A 17,597-nucleotide genomic window follows, 5' to 3' on the forward strand; every position below is an offset into this window, starting at 1 on the left:
GAAGGTGGTCGCAGTCTGACGTCCAACGCAAAACCAAAGTGGGAGCGAGCTTGCTCGCGAAGGCGGTATATCAGGCACTGGTTGCAGTGACTGGACGGACGCTTTCGCGAGCAGGCTCGCTCCCACAGGTTTAATGGGGGGTTGAATCAGCCCTGCTGCTGAGATTCAGAAGGTGGTCGCAGTCTGACGCCCAGCGCAAAACCAAAGTGGGAGCGAGCTTGCTCGCGAAGGCGGTATATCAGGCACTGGTTGCAGTGACTGGACGGACGCTTTCGCGAGCAGGCTCGCTCCCACAGGGTTCGGTGGTGGATGGCCGATCAGGCACATCCATTGCCGTTGGTTTTAGCCTTTTTCGTCGATCCCGGCTTGCAGGGTCTGGGTGTCGAGATGACCACTCAGAGTGACGGGGCCGACTTTCAGATTGCCGTTTTCGAGGGAGACCTTCGGTGCGTTTTCCTCGGCTTTGTGCGGCAAATCAAGGCCCGCTTTCACGCCGTAATCACGATTGCTCAAGTCAGTGCTGCGGACCTTCGAACCACCCAGATCAACTTTTCCATCCGCCGCTGAAAGCCGCGCGCCGGTCAGTTGTGTCGCGCCGCCGACCGCGAGGTTCAGGCCTTGACTGGCACTGATGCCGGACGCCTGCGCAACGCTGTCCTTGTGCGCATATTCACCCTGCGCGTTCAACGTCGGCTTGTAGTCAGTACCGGCGACTTTCTCTTTGTCGCTCGGTGGATTTTTCTTCGCGGTCAGGCCCAGATCAACATCGACCTTGGCGTGGTTGCTTGAGTCCTGACGGCTTTCGACGCTGAGATCACCTGCGACTTTGCCGCTGACAGTTTTAGCGTCGATCCGCGCACCGGCCAGCTGTGCATCACCGGCGCTGTTCAACACCAAGCTGTCAGCCTTGATCTGACTGTTCTGCTGGGTGCTGCCCTGCAAGTAATCCACGCCCACCTTGGCCCCGGCATTGAAACCGTGATCGCTGCTCGCCTTCTCATCGGCGGCGGTCGGGGTTTTGCTGCTCAGGTTGCCGCCGGCATTCAGCGCAACATTCCAGTTATTGCGATGGTCGGTGGACTGCGCCGACTCCTGCACGTAACCACCCTTTTGCGCGTCGATGCTGACGCTCGGCGCGCTGACTTGCGTGCCTTGCAGATGAATCGAATCACCGCTCAGGGCAATGCCGTTCTGGCCGTTGAGCTGGCCACCGGTGAGGGTCTGCGAATCCTCATTGACCCGACCGATATTGAAGTTGCCACTCAGATTGCCGCCCTGATCGCGGCTCTTCTCGCTGCTGGTTTTGCTGCCACCGCCCTTCAAGCCGCCGCCGAGGTTGCTGCCGGTGGCGGTGTGCGTGTCGGTGGCCGCTTGCAAATCGAGCTTGCCGTCGGCGTGCAGATCGATGGCGCCGGCGCTGTCGATTTTCGTGCCTTGCTGCGTTTGGTTGCCGCCGCTGCTCAACTGCACCGGGCCGTTGCCGGTGATGCTGGCAACCTGGGCCTGCGTGTCGGTGCTTTGCTTGCCGGTGTGATCGAGCTGGAAACCGGCGCCGAGATCGACATTGGTGCCATCGGTGCCCGGCAAGGTACCGACCGTCAACGAACCATTGCCGCGCAGGCTGCTGTCATTGTTGCTCTGGCGATCGTTGGCCTGATTCAGCGCCAGATCACCGCCGGTGTTGATGCTCACACCGCCCTGCCCGCCGTCGAAACGGCTGCCTTCGAACTGCGCATCGCCGCCGACCTTGATGTTCACACCCTGACTGCCAGCATAAGCGCCGACCACGGCGCTGGCGCTGTCCTTGCTCGACGCACTGCTGCCACCCGCGCCGCTGCCAGCGACGTTCACATCTTCACCGGTTTTGGTGTAAACGCGCACGTCGACCTTGGCATCCACCGCGTTGGCGCTGCTGTTGTGCGTGTTGCTCGCGGCATCGGCAAGCAGTTTGTCGGCACTGATGTTCACAGTGCCTGCGCCGGCGTTGTATTGAGTGCCTTGGTCGTGCAGCGTGCCGCTGGTTTTCACATCGACGCTGCCACCGTCAAAACGGCTGACCACGGCGTTGCTGCTTTGCTCGGTTTTGCTGGCGCTGCCGTGACCGACCGCGACGTCGATCCCGACATTCGGCTGACCGAGATTGGCCAGTGCGTCCTTGTCCGGCACCTTGCCGTTCAGCACGTCCTTGACCGCGCCCGCAATCGGCCGGGCGATGTCCTTGTACTCGACGTTGGCGCCGATGTCCGCCGACCAGTTGCTGTCGTTGTGCGTACTGCTTTCGCTGTTGCTGGCCGCGCGATTGTCGACTTCGTTGGCGGCGACGTTCAGACCGTTACCGGCCTTGAGCTGCGCACCTTCAGTGGCGAGTTTGTCGGCATTGATCGTCAAGCCGCCGCTGCTCTGCACACTGCTGGTTTGCGCGGTGGTTTTGCTGGTCGAATCCTGCGCCGTGCCGTGGGCGAAATCGATGCCGCTGCCGGCACGGTCGAGGCCGCCGGTGTAGTAGAAACCACCGCTGGTGCTGGACGTGTCGGAAGAAGTTTTGTGGCTGTCTGCTTCGGCCAGCAACGACACGTTTTTGCCGCTCAGCGTGGTGTCGCCAGCGCTGGATTTCACTTCCGCGCCCTTGAGCGTGACGTCACCGCCAGCCTGCACCTGCACGCTGCCGCCGCTGAGGCTGGAGCCTTGTTGGGTGACATCGTTCTGGGTCACGGTTTGCTGTTTGTCTTGGTAGTGAATCCCGGCGCGATACTGCTCTGGCGTCTGCTCTTTGGCGTACGCATCGAAGCCACGGGTTTGCGTGGTGGAACTGCTGTCAGCCGTGTTCTGCGCCGCATGCACATTGACGTCGCCCGCCGCGTCGGCGGTCAGCGCACCGTCAGCCTTGACCGTCGAGCCCGCGACCTCGATGTCCTTGGCGCTCTTGAGCTTGAGGTTGCTATCGGACACCAGTTCGCTGCGCACGGTGCGGCTGTCCTGGCTGTTCTGCCGCGACTCGTCCTTGGTGATGCCGAAGAACTTGCTGTCCTTGTCGTGATTGTTGCTGTGCGAAGTGTCCTGCACGCCATCGATCACCAGCGAACCTTTGTCGCTGATCACACTGGCGTCGGTGCCGCCACGTACCTGGCTGCCGCTGATGCGCACGTCGTCAGCCTTGACGATCAGTTTGCCGCTGGCGTTGACCTTGCTGCCCTGATGCTGGGTCTTGCCCTTGTCGGCGTCGCCGGCCTTGCCGAAGAAACCACCGCCAACCAGGTCACCGGAATAGCGATTGTCGCTGCTGCGATCAGTCCGCGTGGCGGTGGTGATTTCCACCTGCTTGCCGGCCAGTTGCACGTCGCCGGCGCTGCTCAATTCAGCACCTTCGGAGCGCAACAACGCCGCGGTTTGCAGGGCAATGTTGCCGGCCTTCAATTGGCTGGTGATGCTGCGCTGCTCTTCGCTGCTGCTGTTCCAGTCGGCTTTCCACAGGTGCTTGCGGTGGTTGCCTTGATCGGTCTGGGTGTGGCTTTCAGTGGCGGCGGTCAGGCGCAGATCGCCAGCGCTTTGCACGCTCAGATTGTTCGCGGCTTCGACCTTGGCGGCTTTCAGTTCGGTGTCTTTGCCGGACGACAACCTGGCGTCGCGGCCGGCAATAATCTGGCTGCCGTGCTGACGCGATTCGCTGTCAGTCTGGGTGCGATCGTAAGTTTCCCAGGTGATGCCGATGGTGCTGTTATTCCAGTTTTCGCGCTTTTCCTGAAGCTTGCGGCTTTCGACTGTGGACAGGGTCAAGTTGCGTTTGGCGTCGACCGTGACGTCGCGAGCGCTGACATCGGTGGCCGCCAACGTCAGATCCTTGCCGCTGTGCAAACCGACATCACCCTGACTGCTGCGGATACCGGCGCGGGTCGCGTCGAGGCTATTGGCCACGGCTTCACCGCTGACACTGAGGTCACCGGCGGAACGAATCTGCACGCCGTCACGCCCGGCCACTTGCACCGCGCCAACCCGCACGCCTGCGCCTTCGGCGGTGCTTACAATATTGATGCGCCCGGCCTGCATCGCGCCAAACAGGCTAGCGTCTATGCGTTGATCGCCGGTGTTGCCGGCAGGATCAACGGTTTTCACCTGACCGCTGGCGTAGTCGACCTGATTACGCCCGACCGTAAGGTTCAACTGATCACGCGCAGTGATCGCGCCCTGGCTGTCGATGCGCGGCGCGATCAGGTTGATCGAGCCCTCGCCGTTACGCAGGCCGCCGCTGTGAATCTGCAACTGACCGCTGGCGTCGCGGCTGTTCAGGCTTTGCAGTTTGCCGTCATTCAACTCGGGGCGACCGACGACCAGATTGGCGTTCGGCGTGTTGATGAAACTGCCGCCATTGACCGAGATGCCGTTGGGGTTGGCCAACACGTAATCGGCGGGCCGGCCGAAGATTTCCTGCGCGCCGTTGATGGCCGACGGATTGCGGCTGATCACTTCGTTGAGGATCACGCTCGCGGCCTGCCCTTGCAGTTGCGGGTTGGCTGCCAGTTGCCCGGCCAGTTGCGATTGCCCGGCCTGCAAGGCGTTGTTCAGCACCAAACCTTGGCGGTCGACGTTGTAATCGAGGAACTGGTTGTGCGACAGGCCCGAACCGTTGGGCGCGACGATGTTGACGATGGGCACACCGCCCTGGGTCTGCAATTGCGCGGTGCCGCCGGGGCCTGGTGCGACCACGACGCCGCCGGCGATAGCGCTCGGCAGGTGCACGGCGAAGAACAGGCTGGCAATCGCCCAGCGCAATTTGCCCCGAGGCGAAAGATGAAATGCAAAGGTGTGTGCTGGCATAAAAACGTCTCCATGTGAGTACGGCATCACGTTGCGCGTTTAGTCTTGGCCGTGGCTGACGCGCTCAGATCCGACGGCTGTTGGTTCACTGCGTTGTTCAGATTTGCAGGCCTACGCGCATCAGCCAGGTCTCTGGCTCGTGCTGCAGACCGTTCGGTGTGGTGAGTGCGCGTTGGTAATCGACATCCACTTGCAGGTTCTTCCAGCCCAGATTCACACCGACACTGGCGCCACTCAGGCGTTGGCCCTGAGCGCCGTGATCGGCCTTGATCCAGCCGTGGTCGAGGCCCACGCGCGGGGTGATCTGCACCGGCCATTCACTGCGCAGCGGCAGCCGCAAGGTGTTGCGCCAGATCGCGCCGCTGGCGCCGGAGGCACTGCTGACCCGATAGCCGCGCACCGCCGAGTCGTCGGTGCCGAGCAGTTGTTCGATGGCCGGCAGCGGGTCCGGGCTGTACTGCACATTCAATTGGCTCTGCCACTGCCACGCCTGCGCGCCGAGCTGACCGTTGCGCCACTGGCTGAGGCCGGCGCGGTACTTGCGGAACTGCGCTTTGGGCAGGTTGTTGATCTGCTGTCGTGAATCGTCGTCGGCGCCAAACCAGCGCAGGCCCTGGGCGTAATTGACGTCGAGGTTCCACACCGCGCGGTCGAGCCAGAACAGATTGAGTCCGGCTTCGGCCACGGTCAGCGTCGGGCTTTGAATGCCGAGGCGGACGTCTTGCAGATAGCTGTCGACATCCTTGTGCGCCAGTTGCAGGTTGGCGCTGAGCTGGCGGCTCTGATCGCGCCACAACACGCGGTCGGCGCGCAGGCTGACTTGATCGGTGATGCCGGTGCTATGAAAGGTCACGCTCGGCAGTTTGAACGGCGCACGGTATTCGGCATGGCTGGCGAACACGCTGTAGGTCCAGTAGCCGTAAGGAATCGCGTAATAGAGGCTGGCATTGCGGCTGTAGCGGTCGCCCTGATTGAGCGTGTCGCTGGCACTGATGCTCAACAGGTCGTTGAGTTGCAGCGGGCTGTCGAGACTGAGGCTGACGGTGTCGCGATCACGTCCGGTGCTGGCGCTGCCGAGGTTGTCGATACCGGTATTCAACGCCCATCGGGACGGCGTGGCGCTGCGCGAACGCAGGATAATCCGCGAGGCACCGGGCTGGCTGCCGGGGGCGATGTCGGCGGTGAGATCGATCGAGCGCAGGCGATTCAGTTGATCGAGGCCCTGCTCCAGGTCACGCAGGTTCAACGGCTCGCCGAGCATTCCCGGGAACGCGCCGCCCAACGAAACCGGCAGACTTTGATCGGCCAGTTCGATGGACTCGATGTAGCCTTCGTCAACACGGATATCCAGCGACTGCCCCGCTGCCGGTGCGCTGAGCAGATACGGGCGGCTGGCGATGTAGCCCTTGTCGACGTAGCTCGCGGTGATGGTCGCCAGCAAATGATTGATCTGGCCGACGCCCATGCATGGCGCCAGCAGCGGTTTGATCCGCGCGTTGAGTTTGTCGCTGTCGATCAGCGTGACGCCGCCGATGCGCGCGCCGCTCAACGGCCAGCAACGTTCATCGGGGGCGACGGTTTGCGGCATGGCCGGCGTGACCGGTGCCGGGCCGAACGCGCCACGCTGCAGTTGCCGTTTTCTCTGCTCAAGTTGCAACTGTTGCAGATCGCGTTGCTGCTGTTGTTGCTGGCGCAGCACTTCCTGGCCCGGCGCGACAGGTTCGGCAGCTTCAATCGAGGAGGCACAGACACTCAACACAAAGGCCGACAACAGCGGGCAACGCGTGGAACGACGACGAAAAACAGCGCAGAACGAAAACGGCACGCAACATCCTTGCGATCATAAAATGGCGTAATGCCATGTCATCAATGATCGTGATAGTCGGAGCCCTCCTACACAAATGCAAGACGCTTCCTACAACGCTTACATTTCTTAAACAATTGCTTTGCCTGGCTTTATTGTCAGTAGCAAGGCCACGGCGCTGCACGTTATCAGGGTTTCCCCGAGGGCTTGAAACCAGCCCGCGAGCATCAGGGCTGCACCAATCAGCAGGTAATACATCAAGCCCAATAACGCCCCGGCGGTGCCCAGTCGATCAGCGTAATCGGCCAGCGCCGCACCGAGAATGTTGGGGATCGCCAAGCCGAACGCCAATACCACCAACAGCATCGGCAGGACGAACGCGACACTGTTCTGCAGCGACCACACGCCCACGCCACCGAGCAACGCGATGCCGCCCGCGAGGCGAATCAACTGCAATGCCTTGAACCCGGCTGTCAATAAACGCCGGTTAAGCCATGCTCCAAAACCTGAACCCAGCGCGAGGATCACACCGCTGTAACCGAACACACTGGCGTCCACCCCCAGCCGCTGAAACATGAACGGGCCGAGGCTGTAATAACTGAAAAGCGCCACGTTGAATGACGCGATCCACAGCGCCGAGCGCCAGATTCCCGGGTCACGCAACATGCGCCCTGACGTTTCGAACAGGCAGACGTGCGGTGGTTGTTCCGCTCGGGTTTCCGGCAAGGCGTACACACTCCACAACCAGAGCAGCGTGGCCAATAACAGCAAGGCGCCGAGCACACCGCGATAACCAAAGGCCTGAACCAGACCGGCGCCACTGAACAAACCAATCGCCGGACTGGCCGCCAGCGCAATGCCCACCAACGAAAACACCTGCGCCAGTTCGGCGCCTTTGAAGCGGTCGCGCAACACGGTTTGCGTGACCACCGAGCCCACCGCCGCACCGAACGCCGCCAACATCTGCACCAGTAACAAGCCGTTGAAACTGCTGACCCGCAGGCCTAAAAGCGTGGCAATCGCATAGATTGCCAGGCCCGCGAGCATCGCCGGGCGCCGACCGATGCGATCACACAAACGCCCCCACACCACCACCCCGACAGCAAACGCGAGGAAATACACCGACAACGTCTGCGCGGCGGCTTGCGGGCCAACGCTAAACACACGCCCGATATCACCGAGCGCCGGGCTGTACAGGGTTTGCGCGATCTGCGGAAACATCAGCAGCGAAATCGCCAGCCACAGGAAATGTCTGTTGTTCATTCTTCATCACTTCTCACATAAATCGCCGAGGAGTTTAAGAATCGGTGAGTGGCGTATTATCCGAACCCTGCCAACTAATCGCTGAAATCGGACAACCCATGGCTTGGCTCGACGCCCACGCAACCTTTGACGCTGATCGCTTTCAGGCACCGGTGATTGGCATCGCCTCGACTTTGAGTGATCACGATTCCGGCCTGCACCGTCATCAACGCGGGCAACTGCTGTACACGCGACAAGGCTGCACGCGGATTACCTTGGCGCAGCAGTTATGTCTGCTGCCGCCGTCGCGGGCGGCGTGGATTCCGCCGGGTGTCAGCCATCGTGCGGTGATGCAGCAAAGTGTCGATTACCGCTCGATCTACCTGATCCCCGAACTGTGCGCCGAGTTGCCGCAGCAGGTCTGCGTGATTGAAGTCAGCCCGTTGTTGCGTGCGGTGCTGGAACCGATGGCGCTGGCCGATTTCGCCAGCGATTGGCAGCAAGGCAAATTCGTCCATCTGCTCGGCCTGTGCCTGAGCGAAATCGCTGACGCGGCGCAGCAACCGATGCTGTTGCCGTTACCTCAGGACAAGCGCCTGGCGCCGCTGCTGAAAACGCCGGATCGACTGCCACCGGAACTGCAAGTGCTGGAACAGCAGATCGGCGCCAGCAGCCGCACCATCGGGCGAATCTTCCAGCGCGAAACCGGCATGAGTTATCAGCAATGGCGCCAGCAGTGGCGCTTGATGCGCGCGATGGAATTGCTCGCCACCGGACGCAGCCTGAGTTACTGCGCTTTTGAAACGGGTTTTGCCAGCGACAGCGCCTTCATCGCCTTCTTCAAATCCATGACCGGCAGCACACCGGGCCACTGGCTCAAATGAACAACTGACGATCGGCGTCAGAAATCATTTGCGACTAAATATTACCTGCGTCATATTACAGCCGTAATAACTACCCGTTTACCCAGGTAATCCGCCATGACCAGCATGCCCAACCTCGAACCTGTTGTGGTAAAGACCAAGCCGCCCCTGCTTAAACGCTTGCTGCTTCCCGGCGCTGGTTTGCTCGCGCTGATCTTCGCCGGTGTGTACGCCGTGCACTGGTGGGGCGCCGGGCGTTTTCTGGAGGAAACCGACGATGCCTATATCGGTGGCGACGTCACGGTGATCGGGCCGAAAGTCGCCGGTTACATCGACGAAGTGCTGGTCAGCGACAACCAGCACGTGAAGGCCGGCGACGTGCTGATTCGCCTTGATGCCCGCGACTATCGCGCCAATCTCGCCAAAGCCGAAGGCGCCGTCGCTGCTGAAGAAGCGCTGCTGGCCAACCTCGACGCCACCGAACAACTGCAACAAGCAGTGATCGGCCAGGCCCGCGCCGGTATCGATGCCGCTGGCGCGGAAACCGCACGTTCGCGCGATGACAACGCGCGCTACAAACGTCTGGTGACGACCAATGCCGTGTCGGTGGAAAGTGCACAACGCGCCGACGCCACCTTCAAAACCGCGCAAGCCCTGAGCGCCCGCGCCCAGGCCGAACTGCTCGCCGCGCAACGCCAACTCGCGGTGATCGATACCCAGAAACAACAGGCCCGCGCCGCCCTCCAGCAAGCCCGCGCCGAACGTGATCTGGCGCAACTGAACCTCGGCTACACCGAACTGCGCGCACCGGTCGATGGGGTGATCGGCAACCGTCGCGCACGGGTCGGCGCCTACGCCCAGGCCGGTTCGCAACAATTGTCAGTGGTGCCGGCCAGCGGCTTGTGGGTGGATGCCAATTTCAAGGAAGACCAACTGGCGCGGATGAAACCCGGCCAGCGCGTGAGCATCCGTGCTGACGTGCTTTCCGGTCAGGAATTCCACGGTCGCCTCGACAGCCTCGCCCCGGCCACCGGTTCGCAATTCAGTGTGCTGCCACCGGAAAACGCCACCGGCAACTTCACCAAAATCGTCCAGCGCGTGCCGGTGCGCATCCTCCTCGACCCGGCCGACGGCGTGCTCGGCCACTTGCGTCCGGGCCTGTCGGTGACGGCGGAAGTCGACACCCGCGCACAACCTGAAACCAGCGCCGTGGCCGTCGCACCATGAGCAGCACCCTCGCCGCCCCGGCGCAGCCGTTCAACGCGGCGGACATGGCAACCGCGACCAAGGTGTTCGCCTTCGCAACCATGTGCATCGGTATGTTCATCGCGTTGCTGGATATACAGATTGTCTCGGCGTCACTGCGTGATATCGGCGGTGGACTGTCGGCCGGCACCGACGAAACCGCGTGGGTGCAGACCAGTTACCTGATCGCCGAAATCATCGTGATTCCATTATCGGGCTGGCTGTCGCGGGTGTTCTCCACACGCTGGTTGTTCTGCGCGTCGGCGGTCGGTTTCACCCTCGCCAGCCTGCTCTGCGGCGTGGCCTGGAACATCCAGAGCATGATTGCCTTTCGCGCGCTGCAAGGGTTTCTCGGCGGCTCGATGATTCCGTTGGTGTTCACCACGGCGTTCTTTTTCTTTACCGGTAAACAACGGGTGATCGCTGCGGCGACCATCGGCGCGGTCGCCTCATTGGCGCCGACAATGGGGCCGGTGATCGGTGGCTGGATTACCGATCTTTCCTCGTGGCACTGGTTGTTCTATATCAACCTGGTGCCGGGGATTTTCGTTGCCGTGGCAGTGCCAATGCTGGTGAAAATCGACCAGCCGGAATTGTCGCTGCTCAAGGGCGCGGACTATCTGAGCATGGTCTTTCTTGCGCTGTTTCTCGGCTGCCTGGAATACACCCTCGAAGAAGGCCCGCGCTGGAACTGGTTCAGCGACCAGACCATTCTGACCACAGCGTGGATCAGCGGCCTCGCCGGATTGGCCTTCATTGGCCGCACCTTGCACGTGGCCAATCCGATCGTCGATCTGCGCGCCTTGAAGGACCGCAATTTCGCCCTCGGTTGCTTCTTTTCGTTCGTCACCGGCATTGGTCTGTTCGCCACGATCTACCTGACGCCGCTGTTTCTCGGCCGGGTGCGCGGCTACAGCGCACTGGACATTGGTCTGGCGGTTTTCTCCACCGGCGTGTTCCAGATCATGGCGATTCCGCTGTATGCCTTTCTGGCCAATCGCGTCGATCTGCGCTGGATCATGATGGTCGGCCTGGGCCTGTTCGCGGTGTCGATGTGGGAGTTCAGCCCGATCACCCACGACTGGGGCGCGGGGCAATTGATGTTGCCGCAAGCGTTGCGCGGGATTGCCCAGCAACTGGCGGTGCCGCCAGCGGTGACATTGACCTTGGGAGGGTTGGCGCCGGCACGCCTCAAGCATGCGTCGGGCCTGTTCAATCTGATGCGCAATCTGGGTGGGGCGATTGGTATTGCGGCGTGCGCGACCATTCTCAATGACCGCACCAACCTGCACTTCACGCGGTTGGCCGAGCATCTGAACAGCAGCAATGAGGCGATGAATCAGTGGCTTTCGCAGGTCGGCGGCAACCTTGCCGCACTGGGCCAGAGCGGCGACGTCGGGGTCACCGCCAGCCTGCGCCAGTTGTGGTTGCTGACCTACCGCGAGGCGCAGACGCAGACCTACGGCGACACCTTTTTGATGATCGGGGTGTGCTTCGTCATCGCCACGGCGATGGTGCCCTTGATGCGCAAGGTGCAACCACCGGCCGCGCCGAGTGCGGATGGGCATTGATCACTATTTTCTGGCCATGCTTATTTCCCCTGTGGGAGCGAGCCTGCTCGCGAAGGCGTCGTATCAGTCACCATGGTTGTTATCTGACACTCCGCTTTCGCGAGCAGGCTCGCTCCCACAGGGGTCATGCGTTGAGGCTTAGGCCTGTGGGGTTTTGCGGAAGCCTACGGCGAGACGGTTCCAGCTGTTGATGGTGCTGATCGCCACGGTCAGGTCGACCATTTCTTTCGGCGTGAACTGGGCCGCGACCACGTCGTAATCTTCATCCGGCGCGTGGGTCAGGCTCAGTTGCGTCAGCGACTCGGTCCACAGCAGCGCGGCGCGTTCGCGGTCGCTGAAGAACGGCGCTTCACGCCAAGCGGTGACTGCGAATAGACGGCGCGGGGTTTCGCCGCCCTTGATCGCATCTGTGGTGTGCATGTCGATGCAGAACGCGCAGCCGTTGATTTGCGAAGCACGCAGCTTGACCAGTTCGATCAGGGTCTTTTCCAGCGGCAGTTTAGAGACCGCGGTTTCCAGGGCGATCATCGCTTTCAGGGCGTCTGGGGAGGCGGTGTAGAAATCGGTACGAGGTTTCATGGTGGCTCCGGGCAGCAAGTGAATGTGTGGCTACGTTAGTCCTCGTACCAGCTTCGGCAAATAGCCAATATTCCAGAAGAACAGGAGGCCACTCGAATTCGCCGCTGACCGCTCGTCAGCCGACTGGCACCAAGGCGTCTGTGCGTCTGACCAATATCAGGAACATCCCCTTTCTGGAGACGGATCATGATCACGCGCAAACTTACCTCGCTGTTATTGGCCGGGCTGCTGGCCAGCGCATCGGCCGCCAGTTTCGCTGCCAACGACGGCGCTGACGCCACCGGCACCAAATCCGGTGGCCCGACCAGCTCGACCACGCCGCCGGACAACACCCCCGGCGCACCTTCCGGTGGTAGCGGTTCTTCGAGCATGGGTTCCGGCACGGGCACCAATGGTGGGGCCAGCGGTTCGGGTTCGGGAGCGGGTGGCGGTACCGGTTCGGCCGGCGGCGGCACGGGTGGTGCGGGCGGTGGCACTGGCGGCTGAACGAACAAGAGCCATCCGTGGTGAAGACCCTTGATTGTTTGGGTATTCACATAACCTTGCCTTGATGAAAATCCCTGTGGGAGCGAGCTTGCTCGCGAAGGCGCTAGATCAGCCAATATCTTCATCGCCTGATACTGAGCTTTCGCGAGCAAGCTCGCTCCCACAGGGGTTGTGTTGTGCCTGAGTTAACGGTCGGAGCGCATCAGCTCGGCCAAACCACTGTCCAGCGACAACACCGCCGCGCGATTGCGCCCGGCATTTTTCGCCTGATACAGCGCCGCATCCGCGCGCTGGATAAACACTTCCGGGCTGTCGTTGCCGCTCGGGATGAACGAATAACAACCCAGGCTCACGGTCAGGTAACCGGTCGGCGAACCACTGTGGATGATGTGTTTGTCGATCACGCTACGGCGAATCTGCCCGGCAATCGCCAGCGCGCCGTTGATGTCGGTGTCCGGCAACAGCACCGCAAACTCCTCGCCGCCGTAACGCACCGCCAGATCCGCCTTGCGCTGACAGCAAGTGCGCAACACCTGAGCAACCTGAGTCAGGCAATGATCCCCGGCGACATGGCCGTAGGCATCGTTGTAACGCTTGAAGAAATCGATATCGAGCATGATCAGGCTGACCGGGCTGACCTGCCGCGCGCCACGGGCAAACTCGATCTCCAGCGAACGCTCGAACAGACGTCGATTGGCCAGTCCGGTCAGGCTGTCGTGCGTCGCAATCTGCTCCAGCGTGCGCTGGGCCTTGCGCAGGTTTCTCTCGATCCGCTCGCCATCGCGCACCTGGTGAATGAACACCCAGCCAAACAGGCCAACGCCGAGAACCACCAACGCCACAATCACACTCGACTGGAAGGCGCGCTCGTACCAACCCTTGAGAATCGTGTCGCGCGAGGTCGCCGCCGACACCACTAGCGGATATGCCGACAAGCGTCGATAACCGTACAACCGCACCACGCCATCGACCACTGAGTTGATCATCGCGGTGCCGGCCGCCGCCTCGGGCAGCAACTTCTGATAGATCCGACCCTGCGCCAGCGACGTCCCGATCAGGTTTTCATCAAACGGTCGGCGGGCGAGCAAGGTGCCGTCGCTGAGGCCGAGAAACATGATGCCTTTGTCATCGAGGCCGAAGCTTTCGAAGAAGCGGTCGAAGTACGACATCTTGATCCCGGCCAGCAACACCCCCTGAAAATTGCCGGCGTGATCATTGATGCGTTTGGAGATCGGAATGATCCACTCGCCGTTCTCGCGGCTGCGGATGGCCGGACCGATGTGCGCCAGTGTCGAAGCGTTCTGCTGGTGAAACTTGAAATACTCGCGATCCGCCACGCCATTGCCACGGGGCAGATCGGCAAACGAGGTAATCACCCACTGGCCCTGGGTGTCGAAGAGGAACATGCCGTGCAACTGCTCCAGTTGCTGCACGCGCCGGGCGAAGGTTTTTTGCAGGCGCGGGCGTTGCGCCGCGCCGTAGCCGTCGTCCTGAATCCAGTCGACCAGGCTGGTCATCACCAGATCCGCCGCCAGAAAGGTGTCCTCGGCCTGCTGCGCCATGGCCCGGGTCAGGTTGCTCGAAGCCATTTGCGCCACCGCCAGATCCTGACGCCGCGACTGTTCCAGTTGCAGGTAGAGCAAACCGAACAGGCACAACCCCACGGCAACGACAAACAGCGCCGCCGCTTTGCGCAACGGCAGGCGTTTAAGCGTGCCTCCGGGGGCCTGGTGCGGATCGTGAATGGGGATAGGCAAAAGCATGTCCTGGGCAGGTACGACAAGGGCAAAGGCCCGTAACCCTTATGTTTTGTGAGCGTAGCCCACCGGGATGCACGGGGCAAACGCCACGGTCCCGCCCAGTTGTATCGGCGCGCAGCGGATTTGGATGATCGCTGTTCGCAAAATTATTTTCGATCCATTCTTTGCGGTTAGTCAGTTGTGAAGGGCCAGACGCCGCATGGCACTGTGCAGATGCGCCCGCGCACTCTGCGGATCACCTTCGCGCATCTGCTCATAGGCCCGTTGCGCAATTGCATGGGGCACCGGTTTCAGCTCGCGCTGCGTGGCCATCGCCAAGATTTGCACCTGGGCGGCGCGCTCCAGGTAATAGAGATCGTCCCAAGCTTCGGCGATGGTCGGCGCGGCGACAATCACACCGTGGTTTTTCAGGAACAGAATGTCGGCGTCGCCCATGACTTTGGCAATCCGGTCGCCCTCGGATTCGTCCAGCGCCAGGCCGTTGTAGTCCTCATCCACCGCCGTACGCCCGTAGAACTTCAGCGCGGTCTGCCCGAGCCATAACAGCGGCGGCCCTTGCAGCAGACACAACGCCGTGGCGTGAGGCATGTGCGTGTGGAACGCGACTTTCACTCGCGGCAGTTGTTTGTGCAGGCGCGCGTGGATATAGAACGCCGTGGCTTCCGGTTGGCCTTCGCCCGCCACCACGTTGCCCTCGAAGTCGCAAACCAGCAGATTCTGCGCGGTGACTTCGGCGAAGGCATAGCCATAGGGATTGACCAGAAACAGATCGTCGTGCCCAGGCAGCATCACCGAAAAATGATTGCAGATGCCCTCCTCCAGGCCGTGCAGCGCGGCCAGTTGAAAGCACGCCGCCAGCTCGGTGCGTGCGGTGATGATCGCTTCTGTGTCGAGGTTCAGCGCTGTCGGGCGTGCAGCCGATGCACTGGCGGCCAGGGTGTGAGCCATGACTATTCTCCGTTACCAACCGAGGGATTTGAACAGCGGCGGTACTTGATCGAGGGTGTCGAGGATCGCGTCGGGACGATAGTCCGGGAGCAATCGGCGACCGGTGCCGCGATCAATCCACACACAACGAAAACCCATGTCCCGCGCCGCCGTGTGGTCGAGCATAGGGCTGGCGCAGATGTGCACCACTTCATCGCGGCTGACGCCCAATTGTTCATGAGCGTAGTCGAACAGCCGTGGCGCCGGCTTTTAGGCGCCGGCCTGTTGCGCGGTGATCACTCGGTCGATGTAACCGCCAAGTTGCGCGACGTTGCCGGCAATGATGTCGTCGTCGGTATTGGAGACGATGCACAGTTTGAAACCCATGGTTTTCAATTCACGCAGGGTCTCGATCACCTCGGCAAACGGCGGCATCTTCGGGATCGCGGCGGCCAGACGCTGGCTGTCTTCTGGCAGGCTGGGCAGGCCCAATTCTTTCAGGGCCAATTGCAGGCCGAGGGTACTGAGTTCGCGGAACGATCGGTGCGGCGGGGTTTGTTCGAGGCGATGTTCGTGGCGATCATAGACTTCGATCAGGTGCCCGACATCGCCCTGATCAAACGCGAACCCGACAGCGGCCCGGCGTGGGCGACCTGGCCGGAACGACTGGTGTGGGTCAAAGGTGCGGGGTTTGATTCGTCCACTGGCGTGTTGCCGTTGGCGTTGTTTCCGCAAGGCTGTCTGTATCGGCAGCGCGCCACTCGTTTGCTAGATGTTGCCCAGCGTCCCTGGCGGGTCGCGTTCGGCAGCCACAGCCTGACCGGGATTCAAGCAGCGGTGGCCGCAGGGTTGGGAGTGTCGGTGCTGCCGATGTCGGCGGTGTTGCCTGAGCATCAGGTGTGTACGGATCTGCCGGAACTGGCGCCGACGGAATTGGCGTTGGTTAGCCGTGATGGGGCTTTGAGTGGGTTGCAGCGCGGTCTGGTGGAGTTTTTGCGTGGGGAGTTGGGGGTGGATGCGGGGGGATTCGCCTGAAATCCCCCTTGCTTCTGTTATCGGGGTTTGTTGATTTCCCGCAGCAGAGCCGCAACGGGAATGTTCATGGTGTTGGAGTAGTAGGGTTTGTAGCCGTAGGCGGTGACGACGACTTTGCAGGGGATTTGTTGTTTGTTGGCGAGGAGCTGGTTTAGCTCTGCCACCGAGAGATCTCTTTCAGAACTTCGGTTGCTGGAGGTTTCACTCAGGAATGCGCGAGTGAGATAGGAAAATTTCGCTGTGGTGCCTTCATTTTTTTCCGACCTTATCAAGCCAGATGCAGAAAACTGAATGGCTTTGCCTACGGAAAAATCATAATCATCCGCCAAGGCGCAATGAAGCATGCCCGAAATCATCCCGACTCGTTCTCCGCGATCAAAAAGATCCAGCACATCAACATCCGACTGATACCGGATGACATAGAGCAGAGACTTTTCTCTTTCAACAGACTCGAAACTCAGGTTCGCCGGAGGCTTTACCGGGTCCTTCGCACAACCAGAAGAAGAAATAGCCAACAACCCGCAAAGGAGCAACCTGTAGATCATGGAAACTCCTTCATGATGGCGTCAAAAAGCATATCACCTGCCGATTTGCTCCCGGCAATGCGCGCAGTGAACAACCCCAACGCATTCGCATGATTCGTGTCTACATTGACGTTCAATGAAGGGCCGCAGGAGATAACCCATTTCTCACCAAAGTCAGCCACCCCGTCTGATGAATCTCTTTTAGTGGGCATTGCTTTGATGTTGATCCAATCCGCAGTCACCGGATCGGGATACTCGCGATAAATATCCGAACCCAACCAGACCAAGGCCCCTTCCCCCACGGGGTCAAGGGTAACCAGCATCTGAATCCTGTAACCCCATTGCGACATGATTCTTGTCAGATGCGCACCATTCCACCCGCCGAGGCTATGTCCGACGATATAGACAGGACAGCTTTTGTAGGGAATCAAACTCAGGACATTCCGCTGAATATCCTGTTTTCCTTTGACTTCGTTGTAACCCAGCCATTCAGATTTGTATTTACCCTCCTTTGCCAAGCTTGTCGTACGTTCATCAAAGTCTTTCCGGGCCTCTTGGATGTTTCCATAAGGACCCGAAAAATAATAACTTTCTTTGTCTCCTGCGCCTCCGACGAATACAACAATCGCCTTGGTACTCTCCACCGGCACAGGCTTGTCACTGACATCCTTCTTGTCCGTCAGCGCATGTTCCTTGTGCAGCCTGTAATTGTTGCCCTTCGCGCACGTTACCGTTTCAGCAGCCATGCC

The 17,597-nt window shown here is 60.8% G+C and carries 12 protein-coding genes and 2 pseudogenes; 5 read left to right on the forward strand and 9 right to left on the reverse strand.

Features of this window, described 5'->3' with window-relative positions; genetic code table 11:
• Positions 1 to 342: 342 nt before the first annotated feature.
• The 3 genes from A8O26_RS27000 to A8O26_RS27010 all read right to left on the reverse strand — a co-directional run bounded on the left by A8O26_RS27000 (position 343) and on the right by A8O26_RS27010 (position 7,879).
• The gene (locus A8O26_RS27000; protein WP_064120682.1) at positions 343 to 4,812 is read right to left on the reverse strand and encodes a hemagglutinin repeat-containing protein; all 4,470 of its coding nucleotides are present in this window, start codon (positions 4,810 to 4,812) and stop codon (positions 343 to 345) included.
• A gap of 97 nt (positions 4,813 to 4,909) precedes the next feature.
• Positions 4,910 to 6,637 carry a ShlB/FhaC/HecB family hemolysin secretion/activation protein gene (locus A8O26_RS27005; RefSeq protein ID WP_064120683.1) on the reverse strand — a complete coding sequence of 576 codons (1,728 nt, stop codon included), beginning with the start codon at positions 6,635 to 6,637 and terminating at the stop codon, positions 4,910 to 4,912.
• Between the two features lie 108 nt (positions 6,638 to 6,745).
• Positions 6,746 to 7,879: an MFS transporter gene (locus tag A8O26_RS27010; protein WP_064120684.1), complete on the reverse strand. Its 1,134-nt coding sequence runs from the start codon at positions 7,877 to 7,879 to the stop codon at positions 6,746 to 6,748.
• 98 nt (positions 7,880 to 7,977) lie between these two features.
• On the opposite strand from A8O26_RS27010, the gene A8O26_RS27015 reads away from it, so the two are divergent.
• The 3 genes from A8O26_RS27015 to A8O26_RS27025 all read left to right on the forward strand — a co-directional run bounded on the left by A8O26_RS27015 (position 7,978) and on the right by A8O26_RS27025 (position 11,537).
• Positions 7,978 to 8,742, forward strand: coding sequence for an AraC family transcriptional regulator (locus A8O26_RS27015; RefSeq protein ID WP_064120685.1), 765 nt, complete (start codon positions 7,978 to 7,980; stop codon positions 8,740 to 8,742).
• Between the two features lie 96 nt (positions 8,743 to 8,838).
• Entirely contained in the window at positions 8,839 to 9,948 is a 1,110-nt protein-coding gene (locus tag A8O26_RS27020; protein WP_064120686.1) for an HlyD family secretion protein, read from the forward strand.
• Positions 9,945 to 11,537 (forward strand): DHA2 family efflux MFS transporter permease subunit, encoded by a 1,593-nt coding sequence (locus A8O26_RS27025; protein WP_064120687.1) that lies wholly within the window; start codon positions 9,945 to 9,947, stop codon positions 11,535 to 11,537. Before A8O26_RS27020 ends, A8O26_RS27025 begins: the two co-directional genes overlap by 4 nt.
• Positions 11,538 to 11,675: 138 nt before the next feature.
• On the opposite strand, the gene A8O26_RS27030 is transcribed toward A8O26_RS27025, so the two are convergent.
• On the reverse strand, positions 11,676 to 12,116 hold the full coding sequence (locus tag A8O26_RS27030) for a carboxymuconolactone decarboxylase family protein (RefSeq protein ID WP_064120688.1): 441 nt from the start codon (positions 12,114 to 12,116) through the stop codon (positions 11,676 to 11,678).
• Positions 12,117 to 12,302: 186 nt separating this feature from the next.
• Between A8O26_RS27030 and A8O26_RS27035 the strand changes: the two genes are divergently transcribed.
• Positions 12,303 to 12,602: a hypothetical protein gene (locus A8O26_RS27035; RefSeq protein ID WP_064120689.1), complete on the forward strand. Its 300-nt coding sequence runs from the start codon at positions 12,303 to 12,305 to the stop codon at positions 12,600 to 12,602.
• Positions 12,603 to 12,787: 185 nt separating this feature from the next.
• On the opposite strand, the gene A8O26_RS27040 is transcribed toward A8O26_RS27035, so the two are convergent.
• The 3 genes and pseudogenes from A8O26_RS27040 to A8O26_RS27050 form a co-directional block, all read right to left on the reverse strand.
• Entirely contained in the window at positions 12,788 to 14,359 is a 1,572-nt protein-coding gene (locus A8O26_RS27040; RefSeq protein ID WP_064120723.1) for a sensor domain-containing diguanylate cyclase, read from the reverse strand.
• 177 nt (positions 14,360 to 14,536) lie between these two features.
• On the reverse strand, positions 14,537 to 15,310 hold the full coding sequence (locus tag A8O26_RS27045) for an aldolase (protein ID WP_064120690.1): 774 nt from the start codon (positions 15,308 to 15,310) through the stop codon (positions 14,537 to 14,539).
• Positions 15,311 to 15,322: 12 nt separating this feature from the next.
• Positions 15,323 to 15,898 (reverse strand): annotated as a pseudogene (locus tag A8O26_RS27050) (HAD-IA family hydrolase); the annotation flags it as partial.
• On the opposite strand from A8O26_RS27050, the pseudogene A8O26_RS27055 reads away from it, so the two are divergent.
• A pseudogene (locus tag A8O26_RS27055) lies at positions 15,893 to 16,324 on the forward strand (LysR substrate-binding domain-containing protein); the annotation flags it as partial. The pseudogenes A8O26_RS27050 and A8O26_RS27055 sit on opposite strands and share 6 nt — an antisense overlap.
• 17 nt (positions 16,325 to 16,341) lie before the next feature.
• On the opposite strand, the gene A8O26_RS27060 reads toward A8O26_RS27055, so the two are convergent.
• Both A8O26_RS27060 and A8O26_RS27065 read right to left on the reverse strand, forming a co-directional pair.
• Positions 16,342 to 16,869: a hypothetical protein gene (locus A8O26_RS27060; RefSeq protein WP_064120691.1), complete on the reverse strand. Its 528-nt coding sequence runs from the start codon at positions 16,867 to 16,869 to the stop codon at positions 16,342 to 16,344.
• Positions 16,866 to 17,594, reverse strand: a complete 729-nt coding sequence (locus A8O26_RS27065) for a hypothetical protein (protein WP_064120692.1) — start codon at positions 17,592 to 17,594, stop codon at positions 16,866 to 16,868. Before A8O26_RS27065 ends, A8O26_RS27060 begins: the two co-directional genes overlap by 4 nt.
• Positions 17,595 to 17,597 lie beyond the last annotated feature (3 nt).

Source organism: Pseudomonas fluorescens, from assembly GCF_001648775.1.
Classification (GTDB): Bacteria; Pseudomonadota; Gammaproteobacteria; order Pseudomonadales; family Pseudomonadaceae; genus Aquipseudomonas; species Aquipseudomonas fluorescens_M.

Excerpts from the sequence above, each read along its gene's own strand:
- A8O26_RS27000 (WP_064120682.1), bottom strand. The coding sequence starts at position 4,812 with ATGCCAGCACACACCTTTGCATTTCATCTTTCGCCTCGGGGCAAATTG.
- A8O26_RS27010 (WP_064120684.1), bottom strand. The coding sequence starts at position 7,879 with ATGAACAACAGACATTTCCTGTGGCTGGCGATTTCGCTGCTGATGTTT.
- A8O26_RS27015 (WP_064120685.1), top strand. The coding sequence starts at position 7,978 with ATGGCTTGGCTCGACGCCCACGCAACCTTTGACGCTGATCGCTTTCAG.
- A8O26_RS27020 (WP_064120686.1), top strand. The coding sequence starts at position 8,839 with ATGACCAGCATGCCCAACCTCGAACCTGTTGTGGTAAAGACCAAGCCG.
- A8O26_RS27025 (WP_064120687.1), top strand. The coding sequence starts at position 9,945 with ATGAGCAGCACCCTCGCCGCCCCGGCGCAGCCGTTCAACGCGGCGGAC.
- A8O26_RS27030 (WP_064120688.1), bottom strand. The coding sequence starts at position 12,116 with ATGAAACCTCGTACCGATTTCTACACCGCCTCCCCAGACGCCCTGAAA.
- A8O26_RS27035 (WP_064120689.1), top strand. The coding sequence starts at position 12,303 with ATGATCACGCGCAAACTTACCTCGCTGTTATTGGCCGGGCTGCTGGCC.
- A8O26_RS27045 (WP_064120690.1), bottom strand. The coding sequence starts at position 15,310 with ATGGCTCACACCCTGGCCGCCAGTGCATCGGCTGCACGCCCGACAGCG.
- A8O26_RS27060 (WP_064120691.1), bottom strand. The coding sequence starts at position 16,869 with ATGATCTACAGGTTGCTCCTTTGCGGGTTGTTGGCTATTTCTTCTTCT.
- A8O26_RS27065 (WP_064120692.1), bottom strand. The coding sequence starts at position 17,594 with ATGGCTGCTGAAACGGTAACGTGCGCGAAGGGCAACAATTACAGGCTG.